At 73.2% G+C, this 20,435-nt stretch carries 18 protein-coding genes; 11 read left to right on the forward strand and 7 right to left on the reverse strand.

Features of this window, described 5'->3' with window-relative positions:
- Nucleotides 1-6 precede the first annotated feature (6 nt).
- The 3 genes from IF29_RS0103845 to IF29_RS0103855 are packed head-to-tail and all read left to right on the forward strand — an operon-like array spanning nucleotide 7 to nucleotide 3,856.
- A complete protein-coding gene (locus IF29_RS0103845; protein WP_030249525.1) occupies nucleotides 7-1,242 on the forward strand; it encodes an acyl-CoA dehydrogenase family protein in 1,236 nt (411 codons plus the stop codon).
- Complete coding sequence (locus IF29_RS0103850) at nucleotides 1,239-2,756, forward strand: aldehyde dehydrogenase family protein (protein WP_051724859.1); 1,518 nt, start codon at nucleotides 1,239-1,241, stop codon at nucleotides 2,754-2,756. The genes IF29_RS0103845 and IF29_RS0103850 overlap by 4 nt, the downstream gene beginning before the upstream one ends.
- A 23-nt stretch (nucleotides 2,757-2,779) precedes the next feature.
- Nucleotides 2,780-3,856 carry an alcohol dehydrogenase catalytic domain-containing protein gene (locus IF29_RS0103855; protein ID WP_030249529.1) on the forward strand — a complete coding sequence of 359 codons (1,077 nt, stop codon included), beginning with the start codon at nucleotides 2,780-2,782 and terminating at the stop codon, nucleotides 3,854-3,856.
- Between the two features lie 88 nt (nucleotides 3,857-3,944).
- Here the strand turns inward: IF29_RS0103855 and IF29_RS0103860 are convergent, their stop codons facing one another.
- A complete protein-coding gene (locus tag IF29_RS0103860; RefSeq protein WP_030249531.1) occupies nucleotides 3,945-4,922 on the reverse strand; it encodes a GlxA family transcriptional regulator in 978 nt (325 codons plus the stop codon).
- A gap of 89 nt (nucleotides 4,923-5,011) precedes the next feature.
- Between IF29_RS0103860 and IF29_RS0103865 the strand changes: the two genes are divergently transcribed.
- Nucleotides 5,012-6,352: an MFS transporter gene (locus IF29_RS0103865; protein WP_030249534.1), complete on the forward strand. Its 1,341-nt coding sequence runs from the start codon at nucleotides 5,012-5,014 to the stop codon at nucleotides 6,350-6,352.
- On the opposite strand, the gene IF29_RS0103870 is transcribed toward IF29_RS0103865, so the two are convergent.
- Nucleotides 6,342-6,956 carry a flavin reductase family protein gene (locus IF29_RS0103870; RefSeq protein ID WP_084713543.1) on the reverse strand — a complete coding sequence of 205 codons (615 nt, stop codon included), beginning with the start codon at nucleotides 6,954-6,956 and terminating at the stop codon, nucleotides 6,342-6,344. The two genes, IF29_RS0103865 and IF29_RS0103870, sit on opposite strands and share 11 nt — an antisense overlap.
- Nucleotides 6,957-7,142: 186 nt before the next feature.
- Here IF29_RS0103870 and IF29_RS0103875 point away from each other — a divergent pair, with 186 nt between their 5' ends.
- Nucleotides 7,143-7,922: a hypothetical protein gene (locus IF29_RS0103875; RefSeq protein ID WP_030249541.1), complete on the forward strand. Its 780-nt coding sequence runs from the start codon at nucleotides 7,143-7,145 to the stop codon at nucleotides 7,920-7,922.
- Between the two features lie 61 nt (nucleotides 7,923-7,983).
- On the opposite strand, the gene IF29_RS0103880 is transcribed toward IF29_RS0103875, so the two are convergent.
- Nucleotides 7,984-8,775: an enoyl-CoA hydratase/isomerase family protein gene (locus IF29_RS0103880; RefSeq protein ID WP_157623579.1), complete on the reverse strand. Its 792-nt coding sequence runs from the start codon at nucleotides 8,773-8,775 to the stop codon at nucleotides 7,984-7,986.
- The gene (locus IF29_RS0103885) at nucleotides 8,772-10,925 is read right to left on the reverse strand and encodes an acetate--CoA ligase family protein (protein ID WP_030249547.1); all 2,154 of its coding nucleotides are present in this window, start codon (nucleotides 10,923-10,925) and stop codon (nucleotides 8,772-8,774) included. Before IF29_RS0103885 ends, IF29_RS0103880 begins: the two co-directional genes overlap by 4 nt.
- Before the next feature lie 154 nt (nucleotides 10,926-11,079).
- On the opposite strand from IF29_RS0103885, the gene IF29_RS0103890 reads away from it, so the two are divergent.
- The 4 genes from IF29_RS0103890 to IF29_RS0103905 all read left to right on the forward strand — a co-directional run bounded on the left by IF29_RS0103890 (nucleotide 11,080) and on the right by IF29_RS0103905 (nucleotide 14,599).
- Nucleotides 11,080-11,508, forward strand: a complete 429-nt coding sequence (locus tag IF29_RS0103890; protein WP_037594289.1) for a Zn-ribbon domain-containing OB-fold protein — start codon at nucleotides 11,080-11,082, stop codon at nucleotides 11,506-11,508.
- A 245-nt stretch (nucleotides 11,509-11,753) separates the two neighbouring features.
- Entirely contained in the window at nucleotides 11,754-12,965 is a 1,212-nt protein-coding gene (locus IF29_RS48900) for a hypothetical protein (RefSeq protein ID WP_198037276.1), read from the forward strand.
- Nucleotides 12,966-13,083: 118 nt separating this feature from the next.
- Nucleotides 13,084-14,019 carry a beta-ketoacyl-ACP synthase III gene (locus tag IF29_RS0103900; protein WP_030249555.1) on the forward strand — a complete coding sequence of 312 codons (936 nt, stop codon included), beginning with the start codon at nucleotides 13,084-13,086 and terminating at the stop codon, nucleotides 14,017-14,019.
- Between the two features lie 82 nt (nucleotides 14,020-14,101).
- The gene (locus tag IF29_RS0103905; protein WP_030249558.1) at nucleotides 14,102-14,599 is read left to right on the forward strand and encodes an FBP domain-containing protein; all 498 of its coding nucleotides are present in this window, start codon (nucleotides 14,102-14,104) and stop codon (nucleotides 14,597-14,599) included.
- A gap of 25 nt (nucleotides 14,600-14,624) precedes the next feature.
- On the opposite strand, the gene IF29_RS0103910 is transcribed toward IF29_RS0103905, so the two are convergent.
- On the reverse strand, nucleotides 14,625-15,839 hold the full coding sequence (locus IF29_RS0103910) for a thiolase C-terminal domain-containing protein (protein WP_030249560.1): 1,215 nt from the start codon (nucleotides 15,837-15,839) through the stop codon (nucleotides 14,625-14,627).
- A 129-nt stretch (nucleotides 15,840-15,968) separates the two neighbouring features.
- Between IF29_RS0103910 and IF29_RS0103915 the strand changes: the two genes are divergently transcribed.
- Complete coding sequence (locus tag IF29_RS0103915; protein WP_051724860.1) at nucleotides 15,969-17,255, forward strand: acyl-CoA dehydrogenase family protein; 1,287 nt, start codon at nucleotides 15,969-15,971, stop codon at nucleotides 17,253-17,255.
- Nucleotide 17,256: 1 nt separating this feature from the next.
- Nucleotides 17,257-17,799 (forward strand): nitroreductase family deazaflavin-dependent oxidoreductase, encoded by a 543-nt coding sequence (locus tag IF29_RS0103920; protein WP_084713491.1) that lies wholly within the window; start codon nucleotides 17,257-17,259, stop codon nucleotides 17,797-17,799.
- Between the two features lie 188 nt (nucleotides 17,800-17,987).
- On the opposite strand, the gene IF29_RS0103925 is transcribed toward IF29_RS0103920, so the two are convergent.
- Complete coding sequence (locus IF29_RS0103925; protein ID WP_030249568.1) at nucleotides 17,988-18,635, reverse strand: TetR family transcriptional regulator; 648 nt, start codon at nucleotides 18,633-18,635, stop codon at nucleotides 17,988-17,990.
- A 58-nt stretch (nucleotides 18,636-18,693) separates the two neighbouring features.
- Nucleotides 18,694-20,082 (reverse strand): SAM-dependent methyltransferase, encoded by a 1,389-nt coding sequence (locus tag IF29_RS0103930; protein ID WP_232242022.1) that lies wholly within the window; start codon nucleotides 20,080-20,082, stop codon nucleotides 18,694-18,696.
- Between the last annotated feature and the right edge of the window lie 353 nt (nucleotides 20,083-20,435).

The following is a 20,435-nucleotide window of genomic DNA, read 5'->3' on the forward strand; positions in this document are numbered from 1 at the left end:
CCACCCATGGACTTCTCCTTCAGCGCCGCCGACGAGGCCTTCCGGGCCCGGGCCCGCGGCTGGCTCGCCGAACGCCTCGACGACGCCGGCCCCTTCGCCGATCTGCGCACCGCCCAGGGCTTCGACCCGGACCGCCGCCGCGCCTGGGAGCGGGAACTCGGCAGCGGGGGCTGGATCGGCCTCGGCTGGCCCGCCGAACCCGCGTCGGCCGGGTCCGAGTCCGAGGCCGAGGCCGCGTCGGAGCCCGGGTCCGAGCCCGAGGTGACCCCGCTCTCCCGGCAGGTCGTCTGGTCCGAGGAGTACGCCCGCGCCGCAGGACCGGCCCCGCTGGGCATCGTCGGCGAGCAACTGCTCGCCCCCACCCTGATCCGGCACGGCACCGACGACCAGCGCAGACGCTTCCTGCCGCCGATCGCGAGCGGCGAGGAGATCTGGTGCCAGGGCTACAGCGAACCCGGCGCCGGCTCCGACCTGGCCGCCGTCCGCACCACCGGAACCCGTTCCCCGGACGGGAGTTGGCGGGTCACCGGCCAGAAGACCTGGACCTCGCTGTCCCAGTGGGCCGACTGGTGCTTCGTGCTGGCCCGCACCGAGCCCGGGTCGCTCCGGCACCACGGTCTCAGCCTGCTGCTGCTCCCCATGGACCAGCCCGGACGGATCGAGGTGCGCCCGATCCGGCAGCTCGACGGCGACTCCGAGTTCAGCGAGGTCTTCTTCGACGGGGCCGAGGCCGCGGCCGAACACGTCCTCGGCGAGGTCGGCGACGGCTGGCGGGTCGCCATGGACCTGCTGTCCTTCGAGCGCGGCGTCGGCATGCTGGCCCGGCAGATCGGCTACGCCCGGGAACTGGACGGGGTGATCGCGCTGGCCCGGGCCTCGGGCGCGGTCCACGACCCGGTGCTCCGGGAGCGGCTCACCCGTCAGTGGGCCGAGCTGCACGTCATGCGCTGCAACGCGCTGCGCACCCTGGGCACCGCCGAGCCGGGCACCGCCGCCGTGGCCAAGCTGGTCTGGGGCGGCTGGCACCAGCGGCTCGGCGAACTGTCGCTGCAGGTACAGGGAGCGGCCGCGGCCCTGGGCCGCGGACCGCACGACGCCGGGACCCTCAGGTTGACGCAGAGTCAGCACCGGATGCTCTTCTCCCGCGCCGACACCATCTACGGCGGCAGCGACCAGATCCAGCGCAACCTCATCGCCGAGCGCGTCCTCGGCCTGCCCCGAGAAAGCAGGAGCCCGTCATGACCGCCACCTCCGAAGCACCGACCGCCGTGGCCGAAGTGCCGACCGCCCGACTGTTCGTCAACGGGGCCTGGCGCGAGGGCGGCGACGGCAGCTACCCGGTCGTCGACCCCTCCACCGAGCAGCCGGTCGGCCGGGCCCCGGAGGCCTCGGCCGACGATGTGGCGGACGCCGTGGCGGCCGCCAGGGAGGCGTTCGAGAGCTGGTCCAGGACCAGCCCCGCCCAGCGCGCCGCGGTGCTGGACCGGATCGCCGACCTGCTGCTGGCCCGCAACGACGACTTCGTCCCGCTGCTGCAGGCCGAGACCGGGGCCACCATCAGGGTCGCCTCGGCGATGCAGGTCCCGGTGGCCGCCGAGCGCTTCCGCCGCTACGCCCGCGGCGCGCTGGAACCGGCCGTCAGCGCGCTGGCCCCGCAGCCGGTCGCCGCCACCCCGCTGGCCGCCGGCGGGCTGACCAGTGCGGTCGCGGCGCGGCGTCCGGTGGGCGTGGTCGGCTGCATCACCTCCTACAACTTCCCCATCGTCAACCTGGCCGGCAAGCTCGCCCCGGCGCTGGCGGCCGGCAACACCGTGGTGGCCAAGCCGGCCCCGCAGGACCCGCTGGGCTGCCTCAAGCTGGGCGAGGTCTTCGAGGAGGCCGGAGCCCCGCCCGGGATCTTCAACGTGGTCACCGGCTCCGGTGCGGCCACCGGCGCGGTGCTGGTCGCCTCGCCCGACGTCGACATGATCAGCTTCACCGGCTCGACCGCGGTCGGCCGCAGGATCGCCGCCGACGGCGGGCTCACCATGAAGCGGCTGCTGCTGGAACTCGGCGGCAAGGGCGCGGGGATCGTCCTGGAGGACGCCGACCTGCGCGCCGCCGTCTCCGCCGTCGGCTCGGCCTGGTCCTTCCACTCCGGGCAGATCTGCACCGCGCCCACCCGGGTGCTGGTGCACGAGTCCCGGCACGACGAGGTCGTGGCCGCCCTGGCCGCCTACGCCGCCGCGCTCACCGTCGGCGACCCGCTGTCGCCGGACACGGTCGTCGGTCCGGTCATCACCGCACAGCACCGCGACCGGGTCGAGGGCTACATCGCCGGGGCGCTGGCCGAAGGCGCCCGGCTGGTCTGCGGCGGCACCCGCAAGGAGCACGCCGACGGCTTCCCGGTCCTCCCTGACACCGGCTTCTACGTCGCCCCGACGCTGCTGGCCGACGTCACCCCGACCATGACCATCGCCCGCGAGGAGGTCTTCGGCCCGGTCGTGGTGGTGATCCCGTTCCGGGACGAGGAGGAGGCCGTCGCCATCGCCAACTCCACCGAGTTCGGCCTGTACGACTACGTCTTCACCGCCGACACCGCCCGCGCCTACGCCCTCGCGGCCCGGCTGCGGACCGGCCATGTCGGCATCAACACCGCCCAGCGCAACATGGAGGCCCCCTTCGGCGGCTTCAAGCAGAGCGGTGTCGGCCGCGACGGCGGCTCCTACGGGCTGCAGGCCTACAGCGAGGTCCAGGCCGTCATCTGGCAATCCTGAGACATGATCTGAGGGGTATTCACATGAAGGGCGTCATCTTCGACGGCAAGGCGGCCCAGGTGGTGGACGACCTGGAGGTCCGCGACCCCGGCATCGGCGAGGTGCTGGTGCGGATCGCCGCCGCCGGGCTCTGCCACAGCGACCTGTCCGTGATCGACGGCACCATCCCGTTCCCGGTCCCGGTGGTGCTCGGCCACGAGGGCGCCGGGACGGTGGAGGCGGTGGGCCCCGGCGTCACCCACGTCCAGCCGGGCGACCATGTCGCCCTGTCCACCCTCGCCAACTGCGGCACCTGCGTGGAGTGCGGCCGGGGACGGCCGACGATGTGCCGCAAGGCCATCGGCTTCCCCGGCAAGCCCTTCACCCGCCGCTCCGAACCCGGCACCCCGCTCTACAACTTCGCCTCCACCTCGGTGTTCGCCGAACGCACCGTGGTGAAGGCGGTCCAGGCGGTGCGGATCGACCCGGCCATCCCGTTCACCTCCGCGGCGCTGATCGGCTGCGGGGTGCTGACCGGGGTGGGCGCGGTGCTCAACCGGGCCAGGGTCGGCATCGGCGACACCGTCGCGGTCATCGGCTGCGGCGGGATCGGCCTCAACGTCATCCAGGGGGCGAGGCTGGCCGGCGCCTCCCGGATCGTCGCGGTGGACGCGGTCGCCGCGAAGGAGGCGGCGGCCCGCACCTTCGGGGCGACGGACTTCGTGGACGCGCGGGCGGTCACCGACTCGGTGGAGGCGGTCAAGGCGCTGCTCCCGGAGGGGGTGGACCATGCCTTCGAGTGCGTCGGAGCGGTGGCTCTGGTCCGCCAGGCCGTGGACCTGCTGAACCGTCACGGCCAGGCGGTGCTGCTGGGGATGACCCGTCCGGACGCGGAGGCGGCCTTCCGGCCGGCCGAGATGTTCCTGGACAAGTCCATCCTGGGCTGCCGCTACGGGTCGTCCCGACCCCAGGTGGACATCGCGCTCTACGCTGCGCTGTACGCCGAGGGGCGGCTGCTGCTGGACGAACTCGTCACCTCTGTCTATCCGGTGGAGGAGTTCGAGGCCGCCGCAGAGGCCACGCACGGCGGGCGGGTGGCCCGGGCGGTACTCGCGTTCTGACCCTCAGCGGGGGTTGCTGTTCGCGCAGTTCCCCGCGCCCCATAGGGGCGCGGGGAACTGCGCGAACAACCATGCACGTGCTGTACCGTCACTCCGCGCCCACCGTCCGGAACGTACGCCGGTACGCACTCGGCGCCACCCCCAGTGACTCCCGAACGTGCGTCCGCATGCTCGCTGCTGTGCCGAACCCGACCTCCCGCGCGATCCGGTCCACCGTCATCTCGCTTCCTTCGAGCAACTCCCTTGCTCGATGCGCCCGCTGACGGATCAGCCACTGCCCCGGGCTGACCCCGGTCTCCTCCCGGAAGCGGCGGGTGAAGGTCCGTACGCTCATCCCCGACTTCGCGGCCAGGTCCCGCAGGGCCAGCGGTTCGCCCAGCCGCTCCAGCGCCCACGCCCGGGCCGCCGCCGTCCCCTCGCTGCCCTCGTCCGGGACCGGCAGGTCCACGTACTGGGCCTGGCCGCCCTCCCGCCACGGCGGAACGATGCAGCGCCGGGCCACCCGGTTGGCGACGGCCGACCCGTGGTCGCGGCGTACCAGGTGCAAGCACAGGTCGACCCCGGCGGCGACCCCGCCGGAGGTGAGCACGTCGCCGTCGTCCACGAACAGCACGTCCGGGTTGAGCTGCACCTTGGGGAACAGCCGGCGGAAGTTGTCGGTGTGCATCCAGTGGGTCGTGGCCGGGCGGCCGTCCAGCAGTCCGGCCGCCGCCAGGACGAAGGCGCCGGTGCAGATGGAGACCAGTCGGGTGCCGGGGCGGATCAGTGCCAGCGCGTCGGCGACCTCCTGCGGCAGCCGTCCCTCGGTCTCGGCCAGGTTCGACCCGTGGGTGGCCGGGATGACCACGGTGTCGGCGGTGGCCAGCAGTTCCGGTCCGTGCTCGACGGTGATGCCGAAGTCGGTGCTGGTCCGGACCGGCTTCCCGTCCACCGTGCAGGTGGCCACCCGGTACAGCGGCGGGTCACCGACCGCATGTGCGCACTCCAGGATGCGGGAGGGTGTCGCCAGCTCGAAGGCGATCACCCCGGGGAGGGCGAGGACGGCTACGCGGTGCGGTCGGGTCATGCGTCCATCCTGCGCCGTGGCCCGATCCTTGCGCAAGCTGTCCTTCCGGCCACTCGCAGCCGCGACGGGGCACTGGCGAGAATCCTGGTGTGACCGATCAGCAGACAGTCCCCGCCGCCACCCGGCCCGCGCCCGCGCCCCGCACTCCGCGCCTGCACTACGCCTGGATCGTCGCGGGCGTCTGCCTCCTCGTCCTGCTCGGCGCGGCCGGCTTCCGGTCCACGCCGGCGCTGCTGATGGAGCCGCTGAACACCGAGTTCGGCTGGTCGCACGGCGTCATCTCGGCCGCGGTCTCGGTCAACATGGTGCTCAACGGCCTGACCGCGCCCTTCGCCGCCGCACTGATGGACCGTTTCGGCATCCGCAGGGTCGCCGCCGTGGCGCTGACCATGATGGCCGTCGGGGCCGGAGCCACCGTCTACATGGACGCGCCCTGGCAGATGATGCTGTGCTGGGGCGTCCTGGTCGGCATCGGCAGCGGGTCCATGGCGCTGGCCTTCACCGCGACCATCACCGGCCGCTGGTTCCTGGCCCGGCGCGGACTGGTCACCGGTGTGCTGACCGCCGCCAGCGCCGCCGGGAACCTGGTCTTCCTGCCCATCCTGGCCTGGCTGATCAGCGCCTACGGCTGGCGCAGCGCCTCGCTCACCGTCGGCATCTGCTCGCTGGCGGTGGTCCCGATCGTGCTGATGCTGCTCCGCGAGCGCCCCGCCGACCTGGGCCTGCTGCCGTACGGGCAGACCGAGCCCGATCCGGAGCAGCCCGCCGACCCGGCGGCGGAGGCGGCGGCCGAGCCCAAGGGCCTGCGGGCGCTGCGGCTGCTCCGTCAGGCCGCCGGGACCAGGCCGTTCTGGCTGCTGGCCGGATCCTTCGCGATCTGCGGGGCGACCACCAACGGCCTGGTCGGCACGCACTTCATCCCGGCGGCCGGCGACCACGGCATGGTGGAGACCACGGCCGCGAGCCTGCTCGCGCTGGTCGGGGTGTTCGACGTGGTCGGCACGGTCTTCTCGGGCTGGCTGACGGACCGGTGGGACTCCCGCAAGCTGCTCGGCGTCTACTACCTGCTGCGCGGCGCCTCGCTGCTGTTCCTGCCGGCGCTGTTCGCCCGGACCGTGCACCCCAGCATGGTGATCTTCATCGTCTTCTACGGCCTGGACTGGGTCGCCACGGTTCCGCCGACCATCGCGCTGTGCCGGGAGTGGTTCGGCGAGGACGCGCCGATCGTCTTCGGCTGGGTGTTCTGCGGCCACCAGGTCGGTGCCGCCCTGGTCGCCTTCGGCGCCGGTATGGTCCGCGACCAGCTGGGCAGCTACGACGCCGCCTGGTACGGCGCCGGCGCGCTGTGCGTGATCGCGGCGAGCTGCGCCCTGCTGCTCCGGGCCAAGCCGACCGTCCCCCCGGTGGCAACCGTCCCGCTCACGGCGTGAGTTCGCCGAAGCCGCCGCGGTAGAAGAGCAGCGGCCCGGCGTCGGTCCGTCCCACTGACAGCTCGCAGACCCGGCCGAGCACGATCAGGTGGTCGCCGCCGACGTGCACCGCGTGGATGGTGCAGTCGATCCAGGCCAGCGCGTCGGCGAGGCGCGGCGAACCGGTGCCGGGGGAGGGGCTCCAGCCCACGCCGGCGAACTTGTCCGCGCCGGAGGCGCTGCTCACCGCGAAGGTCCGGCAGAGGTCGCCCTGGTCGGCGGCGAGGACGCTGACGCAGAACCGGCCGGCGTGGGCGATCCTGGGCCAGGAGGCCGACGTCCGGGCGACGTTGAAGCTCACCAGCGGCGGGTCCAGGGACAGCGAGGAGAAGGACTGGCAGGCGAAGCCGGCCGGCGTCCCGTCCTGGTCCAGGGCGCTGATGACGGTGACGCCGGTGCAGAAGTGGCCCAGCACGGAGCGCATCAGCAGCGGGTCGGTGACCGCCCCGGGCAGGCGCTCGTCGGGCCCCACGGCGCGCAGCGGCGACACCACCGGCGCGTCCGGCTCAGCCTCCTGGGGCGGCGCGGCGGACGCGCGGAGGTACCGGATGGCGGCGACCGCCATGCCCTCGTGGCCCATTGCTGCCTCGCAGAGGTCTCGTCCCTGAAGGGTCCCGGAAGGGGTTCCGGACACCATTGAACCTGACGGAGCGTCAGATGAGAAGGGCGACTCTGCCCCTTGACGCCGATGATCAGGCGCTGCGTAGGGTGGACGTGCGGTTCTGGGGAGAACCGGGCGAGGGGGACGGCGATGGACCGGCGGGCCAAGCGGTGGATACAGGCGCTGGGCGCGGTGCTCGGGGTGCAGCTGCTCCTCGGCGCCGAGAACCTCTACGCCAGCGGCGCCTTCTCCCAGCCGGCGTTCAGCCCGGACGGGTCGTCCCAGGTGGTGCTCTGGAACCTGGTGGCGGACCAGGCGGTCCGCACCGCCGTGGAGACGGTCGTGCTGCTGGGCCTGCTCGCGCTGGCACGGCTGGTGAGCCGCTGGCTGCTGCACGGGCGCTTCGCGACGGCGGTGACGGCCCTGCTGCTCCTGCTGGGCTCGTACATCGACGTCTTCGTCGAGTTCAAGGGCATGGCGCTGGGCGGCCCGGCGCTGGTCTGGGGCCTGACCAACGATCTGCAGAGCGCCGCGGTGCCGGTGATCGCCGGGGCCTGGGTGCTCTGGGGCCGGCGGCCGGAGCCGAGGACCGGCCTGGTCGCGGCCGCGGTGCCCGGGGTCTGGGACGGCGGCGGCAGTGTGCTCCAGTTCGAGCCGGACGGGGTGTTCACCGTCACCAGCGGGGGCCTGGTGTCCGTCGCCGGGCTGTGGGAGCCGGGCCCGGACGGGCGGTCGCAGGTGGTGCTGAAGGTCGACTCGCCCACCGACCTGGGCCACGGCTGGCAGGCGACGCTGCTCGACCTGGAGCTGACCGGGCACGCGGCGCGGCTGCACTCCGGCGCGGCGGTGTCCTATCTGCGCCGCGAGCCCGAACTGGTACTGCAGGAGACCGGCGGCTACATCGGCGCCGTCGAGGTGCTGGAGGCCTGACCGGTCCCGCCGCTCGTGGCCGGCCTGCTTGTCACGGGTCCGCTCGTCGCCGGCCCCCGCATCAGCGCCCCTGGAACCGCGGCGGCCGCCGCTCGACGAAGGCGCGCACCCCCTCCGGGGCGTCCTCCGTCGTCATATTGACCTCCTGGGCGATCGCCTCCGCGGCGAAGGCCGCGGCCCGGTCCGACTCCAGCGACGCGTTGACCAGCCGCTTGGTCATGGCCAGGGCCCGGGTCGGCCCGGCCGCCAGCCGCTCGGTCCACTCCCGCGCCGTCTTCTCCAACTCCTCGGCCGGGACCACCAGGTTGACCAGCCCCATCCGCTCCGCGTCCGCGGCCGACAGCTTGTCACCGAAGAACAGCAGCTCCTTGGCCCGCTGCGGACCGACCAGCCGCGGCAGCAGATACGCCCCGCCGCCGTCCGGGACCAGCCCGCGTCGTACGAACGCCGCCACGAAGCTGGCCTGATCGCTCGCCAGCACCAGGTCGCAGGCCAGCGCCAGGTGCACGCCGACCCCGGCGGCGGTGCCGTTCACCGCGGCCAGCACCGGCTTCTCGCAGTCCAGCACCGCGGCGACCATGCGCTGCACCCCGGTCCGCAGCATCCGCTCGACATCGCCGGGGACCGGCGGCCCGGCGGCGGGGGCGCCGGACCGCAGGTCCGCGCCGGAGCAGAAGCCGCGGCCCGAGCCGGTCAGCAGCACCGCGCGGACGGACGGGTCAGCCGAGGCGCCGGCCAGTTCGGTGATCAGCAGTTCGCGCAGCTCGGCGGTGATCGCGTTCAGGGTCTCCGGCCGGTGCAGCGTCAGCCGCAGCACCCCGCCGTCCCTGGCCACCAGCAGCGGCCCGGTCACCGGCACACCGCCAGCGCGTCCAGGGCGACCACGCCCTTGCCGCGCTCCAGCACCATCAGCGGGTTGATGTCCAGCTCGGCCAGCTCGCCGTCCAGTTCGACCGCCATCCGCTGCACTCGCAGCACGGCCTCCACCAGGGCGTCCAGATCCATCGGCGGGCCGCCGCGCACCCCGTCCAGCAGCGGCCGGCAGCGCAGCCGGTCCAGTGCGGCCCTGACGTCCAGGCAGTCGAACGGCGGCACCATCACGGCGGTGTCGGCCAGCACCTCCACCAGCACCCCGCCCATGCCCACGGTGACCGTCGGCCCGAAGCTGGGGTCCTGGGTGACGCCGATGACCATCTCCACCCCGGCCTCCACCATCTGGCACACCAGCACCCCCTCCAGCCGGGGGATTCCGGCGGCCCGGGCGTTGTCGGTGAGCTCGCGGAACGCCTCCCGCACCTGGCTGGCCGAGGTCAACCCGACGTGCACCAGACCGAGTTCGGTCTTGTGGGCGACCTCGGGCGCGGAGCCCTTCAGCACCACCGGGTAGCCCACCACCCCGGCCGCCCGCACCGCCCCGGCGGCGCTGGTGACCAGTTGCTCGCGCGGCACCCGCAGGCCGTAGGAGCGCAGCAGCTGCTTGGCGGCGACCTCGCTGAGCTGCTGCCCGGGCCGCAGCACCCGCTGCGCCTTGACCTTGCCCGCGCAGGGCGTCCGCGGCGCGTGCTCGAACGGGCTGCGGTAGCCGGCCACGAAGCGGTGGTGCTCCAGATAGGCGGCGACCGCCCGCACGCAGTTGCCGAAGGTGCGGAAGGTGGCGACCCGGGAGGAGCCGAGCAGGGTCTGCCGGTACGCGTCCTCGGTGCCGTCCGGCGAGCCCCAGACCACGCAGACCAGCTTGTCGGTGGTCTCGGCGACCTCGACCAGGTCCTGCGCCAGCTTGTCGCTCATCGGTGGGAACGGCCCGGTGATCGGGCAGATCAGCACGCCCACCGAGGGGTCGGCCAGGATCGCGTCCAGGATCCTCCGGCCGCGCCAGTCGCCGACCGGGTGGCCGCCGTTGTCGATCGGGTTGGCGACGCTGAGGTACTCGGGGATCCACTGGTGCAGCTCATCCTGCTTCTGCTCGGAGAGCCGGGGCATGGTCAGCCCGGCCATCGAGGCCAGGTCGGCCAGGTGCGCGCCGGTCCCGCCGGAGATGGAGTAGACGGCGACCCCGTCGGCCTGCGGCGGCCTGGCCCGGGCCAGCAGCGCGGCGGTGTCCTGGAGTTCGTCCAGGCCGTCCACCCGGATCACCCCGAACTGCCGGAAGGCCGCGTCCACCACGTCGTCCGCGCCGGTGAGCTTGCCGGTGTGGGAGGCGGCCATCCGTGCGCCCTCCCGGGTCCGGCCGACCTTGACGGCCACCACCGGGACGCCGCGCCGGGCGGCGTGGTCGGCGGCGAGCAGGAAGGCCCGGCCGTCCTTGAGCCCCTCGATGTAGGCGGCGATGGCGCCGACCTCGGGCTGGTCGGCGAACCAGCGGACGAAGTCGGCGACCTCCAGGTCGGCCTCGTTGCCGGTGGGGGCCCAGTGGCTGAGCCGGATGCCGAGGGACTGGAGAGAGAACAGCGGTCGGCCCTGGTGGCCGCTCTGGGTGATCAGCGCGATGGCCGGCCCGGTCAGGTCCTCGCGGAACCGCTCGAAGGCGTTGAGGTTGGTGTTGGGGCCGAGCAGCCGCAGCCCGGTCGGCGCCTCGGCGATCAGCCGGGCCAGCCGCCGCTGGGCCTCGGCGCCCTCGGCGCCGGTCTCGGCGAAGCCGGAGGCGAAGGCCACCGCGAACTTCACCTTGGCCTCGATCAGCTGGGGCACCACCGGCTCGGGGTCGGCGAGCAGGATCACGGCCAGGTCGACCGGCTCCCCGCCGGCGACCGGGACCGAGGCCAGGTCCGGGTAGCAGGGCCGGCCGTCCACCTCGGTCCGGCCCGGGTTGACCGGGTACATCCGGGCCCCGACCCGTTCGGCCCAGGCGGCCAGCTGCCGGGTGATGCCGGTATTGGGCCGCCCCGGGGTGTCCGAGGCGCCGATCACCGCCACGCTCGACGGGCGGAAGAAGGCGTCGAGGTCGACCGGGCGCGAGCGCACCGGGCGGCCGCCGACATCGGTCTCGTCGTCCGGGTCCAGCATGGCGTTGCCTCCGTTCCCTATATCTGACGTTCCATCAGATTACTGGCAGGAAACGCTTGCTGGAAGGGGTCGGCAGGCACCGCGGCTCTTGCGCCCAGCTCACCGCATGCGTTGAACTGACGGCACGTCAGAAATCAAGGAGAGGGATGAGGCCGTGACCCCGGCAGACCGCCCCGAGCCCGACGCCTTCACCCGCCCCTACTGGGAGGCGGCCGCGCAGGGCCGGCTGCTGCTGCGCCGCTGCGCCTCCTGCGGGCGGGCGCACCACTACCCCCGCGAGTTCTGCCCGTACTGCTGGAGCGAGGAGGTGGTCTGGGAGCAGGCCTCGGGTGACGCCGTCCTCTACACCTGGTCACTGGTTCAGGTGAACGACCTCCCGCCGTTCCGGGACCGGCTGCCCTATGTCGCCGCCGTGGTGGACCTCGCCGAGGGGCCCCGGATGATGACTGCGGTGGTCGGCTGCGACCCGGCCGAGCTGAGCGTCGGCATGGCGCTGCATGTGAGCTTGCCCACAGCTGAGCCCGGGGACGCGGTCGATCCGGCGCCGCTCGCCGCCCCCGTTTTCGGCCCGCTCCGGGATTGATGATTCAACGTCAGCGGGACGTAAGGCAGGGGGTGGGACTGCCGGTGAACGTGTGAGGGCCTCGTGACAACGACGCTGTGGCTCCTGTGTCACGTCACACGATGGGGGTACCGTGACGCTGGAGACGGCTGCGCAGACCGGTGCGGCCGACGACATCACCAGGAGTGACCGGAAGCCACCCGCCGAGGCCGCCCCTCAGGGCCCCCACCCGTATGCGCCCCCGATCCCGCGAGGAACAAACGTCCATGTCGAGTTACGCCCGCCCTGCCTCCGACCCGAACCGGCGCGGTTCCGGCGGAACCGCGCCAGGCACGGACAGTGACGGCGGATACGGCGTCAGCTACGACGGCTACTACGGGCAGCAGGACGGCTACGCACAGGGCGGGTACGCGCAGAACGGCTACGCGGACCCCGGCTACAGCGAACCGGCCTACCGGACGGACCCCTACTACGCCGAACGTGCGTACCCCGGTCCCGGCCACAGCGACGCGGGCTACCAGGGCTCCGGCTACTCCGACCACACCGACCCGCGGTTCGTCGACTCCGGCTACGGCGACTACGCGGCCCCGGCCGCCCCCCGCGCCGAGGCCCCCCGCTCCACCGGACCCCGCTCCGGCAGCCGGGTCGCGGCCCGCGCCGCCGCCCGGGCCCGGGCCCGCCGCAGGCGCAGGGTCCGCAACGGCTTCCTCGGCGTCGGCTCCGTCGCCGCCGTGGCGGTCATCGCCATGGCCGGGCTGGTGCACCCGAACACCGGCAAGACCGCGACCACCGCCACCGCCCGCACCAGCGCACCGGTGGCCACCGGCCAGCGCACCACCCCGGCCGACACCTCGCGCTCGACCGACCGGGCCACCCCGGCGGCCGCGCTCACCCAGCTCCCCGGCCTCGGCGCGGACTTCCGCAAGCAGATCCCCGCCAACACCCAGCAGGTCCTGCTGGTCTCCGGAACCGGCAAGAACGCCAACACCGGCACCGCCACCCTCTACACCCGCACCGCCGACGGCAGCTGGCTGGCCGGGACGGCCTGGCCCTCGCACAACGCCCTGGACGGCTGGACCACCCACCACATGGAGGGTGACCTGCACAGCCCGATCGGCGTCTACTCGCTGACCGACGCCGGCGGCCTGGACGCCAACCCGGGCACCAAGCTCCCGTACACCCACTCCTCCGCCTTCAAGGCGCTGGGCACCGGCTTCGAGGGCGAGTCGCTGGCCGACGCCTTCGACTACGTGGTCGCCATCAACTACAACCACGTCGCCGGGACCAGCCCGCTCTCCGCCGAGCGCCCGCTCGGCGCCAACCGCGGCGGCGGCATCTGGGTCCACGTGGACCACGGCGGCCCGACGCACGGCTGCGTCAGCCTGGCCAAGGCGGACATGGCGATACTGCTCAAGGACCTCGACCCGTCGAAGCACCCGGTGATCGTGATGGGCGACGCGGCCTCGCTCGCCGCGTGACCCCGCCGGGGCGAGGCCAGTCGCCGTACGGAAGTTGTCCGGCCCCTACAGCATCCCCCCTCGGATACTGTCCCAGGCAGTGCCCGATGACCCGCCGGTAACCGGCTTGAGTGGACACATGACTGGTTCCCGCATCGTCGCGCTCGGCCACTACCAGCCGCCGAAGGTCCTCACCAACGACGACCTCGCCAAGCTGGTGGACACCGACGACGAGTGGATCCGCAGCCGCGTCGGCATCCGCACCCGGCACATCGCCGAGGGTGAGAGCGTCGCCGACCTGGCCTTCCGTGCCGCCGAGAAGGCGCTGGCGACCAGCGGCTTCGACGCCTCCACGATCGACCTGGTCACCGTCGCCACCTGTACCGCCATCGACCGCAGCCCCAACACGGCCGCGCAGGTCGCCGCCCGCCTGGGCATCGCCGCCCCGGCGGCCTACGACATCAACACCGTCTGCTCCGGCTTCTCCTACGCCCTGGCCACCGCCGACCACGCGATCCGGGCCGGCGCCGCCACCCGCGCGCTGGTCATCGGCGCGGAGAAGATGACCGACGTCCTGGACTGGACCGACCGCAGCACCTGCGTGATCTTCGGTGACGGCGCCGGCGCCGCGGTGGTGGAGGCCTCCGAGGAGGCCGGCATCGGCCCGGTGGTCTGGGGCTCCGACCCGTCCAAGGGCGACGCGGTCCGCATCGACGGCTGGGACCCGACCATCAGCCAGCAGGGCCAGGCCGTGTTCCGCTGGGCCACCACCCAGATCGCCCCGCTGGCGCTGCAGGCCTGCGAGAAGGCCGGGATCGCCCCGGCCGACCTGGAGGGCTTCGTCCCGCACCAGGCCAACCTGCGCATCATCGACGCCATCGCCGCGAAGATCGGCGCCCCCGACGCGGTGGTCGCCCGCGACGTGGTCGACTCCGGCAACACCTCGGCCGCCTCCATCCCGCTGGCGCTCTCCAAGCTGGTCGAACGCGGCGAGCTGCGCTCCGGCGCCCCGGTCCTGCTGATCGGCTTCGGCGGCGGCCTCGCCTACGCCGGCCAGGTGGTCCGCTGCCCCTGAGCCGCCGCTGCGCTCCCGAGGTCGGTGCGGCCCCGGGTTTTTCGGTTGCCCGCCTGCTCAGGGCGTTGTTAGCGTCGGCGGAATGAAGGCAGCAAGTGAGCAGGACATCCGCGCGTCGTTCGTCAACTGCACCAAGGGCGAGGCCAAGCGCCTTCCGGTCCCCCGGGACCTGGCCGACCGTCCCTGGGGCGACCTGGACTTCCTCGGCTGGACCGACCTCTCCGCCCCCGACCGCAGCTACCTGGTCACCGAGCGGGACGGCGCGCTGGTCGGCCTGACCCTCCGTTACCCCTCCCAGCGGCGCGGCCTGGTCCGCCGCAGCATGTGCTCGCTCTGCCTCACCACGCACTCCGGCGACGGCGTCTCGCTGATGGTGGCCCGCAAGGCCGGCCCGGCCGGCCGCGAGGGCAACTCGGTCGGCATCTACCTCTGCACCGACCTGGCCTGCTCCCTCTACCTCCGCGGCCTCAAGAGCGCGACGGGCGTGGGCGCCCGCCTGCACGAGTCGCTGACGCTGGAGCAGCAGGTCGAACGGACCCGGGGCAAGCTCCACGACTTCCTGGACGCGGTGGCGGCGTAGCCGCCGGAGCCGTTGCAGGCCGCCTTCAGCCCCGGCCCAGCACCATCGTCGCCGAGGAGCAGAACCAGCCGCCGGTCCCGCTGACCAGGGCCAGTTCCGGCAGACCGCCGCGCTTCAGCACCTGGCGTCCGGTTCCCGCGTAGTCGCCGCGGAGCTGTCGGACCGCCTCCACGATCAGGAACAGCCCGCGCATCCCCGGGTGGCAGGCGGAGAGCCCGCCGCCGTCGGTGTTGACCGGCAGCTCGCCGTCGCGGAGCAGGCGGCCGGCCTTGGCGTCGACGAAGGGGCCGCCCTCGCCCTTGGCGCAGAAGCCCAGGTCCTCCAGGGCGACCAGGGGCATGTAGGTGAAGGCGTCGTAGATCTCCGCCAGGTCGATGTCGTCCGCTGTGACGCCCGCCCGCTGGTAGGCAAGCCGGCCGGAGACGGCGGCGGGGGAGACGGTGAAGTCCTCCCACTCGGACATCAGGTTGTGGCTGAGATGCTCTCCGGTGCCGAGGATCCACACCGGGTCGTGCGGCGTGTCGGGTACGTAGTCCTCGGCGGCGAGCAGCACCGCGCAGCCGCCGTCCGAGCGGATGCAGCAGTGCAGCTTGGTGAAGGGGGAGGCGATCTCCGGCCCGGCCAGCACCTGGTCCACCGTCAGCGGGGACCGGTACATCGCGTCGGGGTTGTCGGCGGCGTTCGCCCTGGCCTGGACGGCGACGCCGGCGAGCTGTTCCAGGGTGGTCCCGTACTCGTGCATGTGGCGGCGGGCCGCCATCGCGTACTTGGAGATCAGGGTGTGTCCGTACGGGGCCTCGAACTGCTGGGGGCCGCGGGCGCCGAGGGCGATCCCGGCGGTGCGGCGGCCGGCCTTGAGGTCGGCGCGGGCGGTGGAGCCGTAGACCAGCAGGACCGCTTCGGCGTGGCCGGCGGCTATCGCGTCGGCGGCGTGGGCGGCCATCACCTCCCAGGTGGAGCCGCCGACGGAGGTCGAGTCGGTCCAGGTCGGACGCAGTCCCAGGTACTCGGAGACCTCCACCGGGGCGAGGATGCCCAGCCCGGCCGAGGCGACGCCGTCGACCAGTCCGCGCGGCAGCCCGGAGTCGGCGAGGGCCCGCCGCGCGGCCTGGGCGTGCAGCTGGAACGGGGTGGCCCGGTCCACCCGGCCGCAGTCGGCCAGCGCCGCGCCGACCACGGCGACCCGGCGACGGCGCGGCGAGCTGTCCGGGACGGGGGAGTGCAGTGACGGCTCGGGCACGGGCGATCAGCTCCCTCGGGCTTGGGCACAGGATCTGACGGTACATCAGATTCATGCCGCCGCGCCCCTGTGCCCTGTGCATCCGCGCTTCTAGTATGACGGATCGTCAGATCGGAAAGAGGAGGCGGCATGGACCCCGCGCTGACCCCGGAACAGGAAGCCGTCCGCCGCACCCTCAGGGAGCTGCTGGCCAAGCACTGCGGCCCCGACGAGGTGCGGGCGGCGGCCGCAGGACCGCTGGGCTACGACGCCGAGCTGTGGCACCGGCTCGCCGACCAGCTCGGCCTGCCCGGGCTCGCCCTCCCGGCGGAGTACGGCGGGGTCGGCCTGGGGCCGGTCGAGCTGGCCCTGGCCTGCGAGGAGAGCGGCCGGGCGCTGCTGCCGTCGCCGCTGCTGGCCTCCTCGGTGCTGGCGGCCACCGCCGTCCGCACCGTCGGTACCGAGCAGCAGCGCACCGACCTGCTGCCCGCGCTGGCCGACGGCGCCCGCACCAGCGCCCTGGTCACCGCCGCGGCGCCGGCGCTCGCGCTCGGGCTGGTCCCGGCCGGCGCCGGCGACGGCCTGCCGGACGGTACGACGGCCGGTGGCGGCCGGGCCGGGGGCGTCCAGGCGCGGCCCGCCCCCGAGGGCGACGGCTGGCTGCTCTACGGCGAGGCCGGCCAGGTGCTGGACGGCGCCCGCGCCGACCTTCTGGTGGTCGCCGCCCACACCGGCGGCTTCCCGCGCAGTCGGACCGTGCTGTTCCTGGTGGAGGCCGGCTCACCCGGCCTCACCCGCACCCGGCTGGCCGCGATGGACGACACCCGGACCCTGGCCCGGGTCGAGCTGCGGGACACCCCGGCCGTTCCGCTCGGCGACCCGGAGCGCGACGCGGGGCCCGCACTCGCCCGCACCGGGCGGTACGCCGCCCTCGCGGTGGCGGCGGAGGCGGTCGGCGCGGCCGAGCAGTGCCTGACCAGGACGGTGGAGTACGTGCAGGTCAGGAAGCAGTTCGGCCGCGCGGTCGGCTCCTTCCAGGCGGTGCAGCACCGCCTCGCCGATGTGTACGTCGCCGTGCAGACGGCCCGCTCGGCGGTCCACTACGCGGCCTGGACGCTGGAGCGGGACGAGAGCGAGAACGAAGGGGACGGCGAGGGCGAGGCTGGGGCCTCCGCCACCGCCGTACCACTCGCGCTTGCGCACGCACTGGAGTCGCTGCGCACGGCTGCGGCCGACGCCGTCCAGCTGCACGGCGGGATCGCCATCACCTGGGAGCACGACGCCCAGCTCTACTTCAAGCGGGCCGCCGCCGACGAACTGCTGTTCGGGCCGCCGCACCTGCTGCGCGCCCGCGCCGCCGAGCGCGCGAACCTGTTCGGCCCGACGCCCGTTCCTGCCCGCATCCCCGTCCGCACCCCTGTCCGCCAGGAGGCCTGACATGGCGACACCCCCATCGACACCCGCCCCCGCGCCGGCACCGGAGCTGCGTCCGCCGAGCTCGCGGCTGGAGGCGGTGGTCCAGAAGGTCTCCTCCAGCCCGGTCTTCGCCAGGATCGCCCCCCGGGTGCTGCCGCCGATGGACAAGATGGTGCACCGGGTCACCGGCGGCAAGGTGATGATCAGCCAGTACATGCTGCCGTCGCTGTTCCTGACGACGACCGGCCGCCGCACCGGGCAGCCGAGGGTGGCCCCGATGGCCTGCCTGCCGGAGTCCGGCGGCACCTTCCTGGTGATCGGCAGCAACTTCGGCCGCCCGGCCCACCCGGCGTGGACCGGCAACCTGATCGCGGACGGCAGGGCGCTGGTCGAGCACCGGGGCCGGACCGTGGAGGCGACCGCCGAACTGCTGGAGGGCGAGGCACGGGCCGAGGCCTGGGCCGCGCTGCTGCGGATGTGGCCGCCGTACGCGACCTACCAGGCGCGGATCGAACGGCAGATCCGGATCTTCCGGCTCACGCCGGTCGAGAAGAAGCAGGACTGAGGCACCTGCCGCCGAACATGGACAAGCGAAGGGCGGTCGTCCCCTTTCGGGGACGACCGCCCTTGATGGACATGGGTGCGGGGCTCGAACCGGAGTACCTCCCCCGAGGCACGCCCGGCAGCTCGGCCCGACCGGACAGGCGGCCGGGGCCCGCGACCCAGGACGGTGCTGCTACTGCACTGCTTCGGCTACTTCGGCGGCTTCTTGCCGGTCATGCCGAGGTAGACCAGGAGCGCCAGGTTCGGCTTGAGCTCCTTGGCCTTGACGCCCCAGGAGTCGAAGCCCTTCTGGTGCTCGGCGACGGCGGCCAGCATGGCCACCAGGGAGCCGGCGACAGCCGGTGCGCTGATCGACTTGTCCGCCTTCCCGGTGTCCTGCATGGCCTTGAGGGAGTCCGTGAGCGAGTTGGTCACGGCGTTGAGGATCTTCATGCGGATCTTGAAGAACCGCTTGTCCCCTTCCGCCGATCCCAGCGTCACCACGCGGAGAATGGCCTCGTTGTCGCGCCAGAAGTTGAGGAAGCCTTCCACCAGCTCCTCAGCCGTCTGGTAGCCGGACTTGCCGGCCCACGACTTCTCGGCGACCAGGTCCTTCAGGGCGGCGCCTTCCCGGGCCATTCCATCCGCGATCTCGAGGACAGCGCCCTCGACGTCGGGGAAGTACTGGTAGAACGTTGCGGGGGAGGTACCGGCCATCCGGGCGACGTCGATGACCTTGACGTCCCGGTAGGGCGATGTGCTGAGCATCTCGCTAAGGCATTCGAGCAGCTTCTGCCGCGTCGCCTGCCCGCGTCGCCCGGCGACACGCCCGTCGACGGTGCGAACTTGTCCTGTCATGCCGTCAGTTTACCGTGGCAAGATCCCCGCGCTATTCGGCAGTGGCCCGAATGGTCCGTCAGGCTGACGGACCGCCGGACGGAGCGCCGGCTCCGGGGTCTGAGGAGCCGTCCGTTTCCCGGGTCACGACCCGGTCGAGCCACTCCTCCCGGCTGGGCGGCAGGCCGCTGTCCCCGTCGGCCCCGGTGCGCACCGCGAGGATCTGGTTGACCCCGATCCGGTTCTCCTCGAACGCCAGCGCCGAGGCCGCCATGTACAGCCGCCAGACCCGGGCCCGGCCCAGGGTGGACAGCTTGACCGCCCGGTCCCAGTCGGCCTCCAGATTGGTCACCCAGGCCCGCAGCGTCAGCGCGTAGTGCTCCCGCAGCGACTCCACGTCGCGGATCTCGAAGCCGGACTCCTCCAGCAGGCTGACGGTCTGCCCGACCGGGGCGAGGTCGCCGTCGGGGAAGACGTAGGCCGCGATGAAGGGGCTGATCCGGTAGCGCTCGCCGGGCAGGTTGGGGCGCCGGGCGATCTGGTGGTTCAACAGCCGCCCGCCGGGGCGCAGCAGCCCGTACAGCTGGGTGCCGTAGCGGCGGAACTGCTCGGAGCCGACGTGCTCGGCCATCCCGACGCTGGAGATGGCGTCGTAGGGCCCGTCGTCCACCTCGCGGTAGTCCTGCAGGCGGACCGTCAGCCGGTCGGAGAGGCCGGCTTCCTCGATCCGTTCCCGGGCGCCGCGGGCCTGCTCGGTGGAGAGGGTCACCCCGACGCCCTCGACGCCGTAGTGCTCGGCGGCGTGCAGCAGCAGCGAGCCCCAGCCGCAGCCGACGTCCAGCAGCCGCATCCCGGGGCGCAGGCCCAGCTTGCGGCAGATCAGGTCGAGCTTGGCCTCCTGGGCGGCCTCCAGGGTGTGCGTCCCGGTCGGCCAGTAGGCGCAGCTGTAGACCATGGACGGGCCCAGGACCAGCCGGTAGAAGTCGTTGCCGACGTCGTAGTGGTGGCTGATGGCCTTGCGGTCGCGCATCAGCGAGTGCCGGGTGCCGGCGACCTTGACCCGGGTCGCCTCCTCCGGCGGCAGCGGCGGGCGCAGGCCGACCGCCCCGGCGCCGATCGCGGTGCGGAGCAGCCGGCGGCCCTCTGGACCGAAGATCTCGCGGGCGCTGGGGCGCAGGCTGGCCGCGTTGGTCTGCTCGACCAGGCGCACCACCGCGTCGAGCACGTCGTAGAGGTCGCTGTCCTCGGCGATCTCCAGATCGCCGGACACATAGGCGCGGGCCAGCCCCAGCTCGTCCGGACGCCAGATCAGGTGCCGCAGCGCCCGCCGGTTCCGCAGTTCCAGGGCGGGGGCGCCGGCCGGGCCGGCCTCGCCGCCGTCCCAGGTGCGCAGCCGGACGGGCAGTTCCGCGCCCAGCAGGTCCTCCAGCACCGGGACCAGCTGGCCGGCCGTTCCCTGGCCCGGCAGCGCTTTCCGCAGCAGTTTCGCCGGAGCCTGCTGTCGCCGGGCCTTCCGCTGGGTTTCTTGTTGTGTCTTTGTCACCTTGCCACCCATCCCGCGCCTCCCGTGCGCCTGCGCCTTCGTCCATCTAACGACGGCGTCCCGAATTCCCGATCGAGTCGTAGGACACACCCGAATGTGTCCACACGCATGGCCTACTGCCCCTCCTGGACCCCTGCCCATGCATGGCGCGGTGGCACCTCGTCAGGTCCGCGCGCAAAACCCGGCCGGAACGATTTTTCGGGGCTGGTTGGCTACAGCGGCGGTCGACGTTGGACAATCAGGCACAGCAACGACGGCACGGTGCGGCGACACCACGG

The organism is Streptacidiphilus jeojiense, assembly GCF_000719095.1.
GTDB classification, from domain to species: Bacteria; Actinomycetota; Actinomycetes; order Streptomycetales; family Streptomycetaceae; genus Streptacidiphilus; species Streptacidiphilus jeojiensis.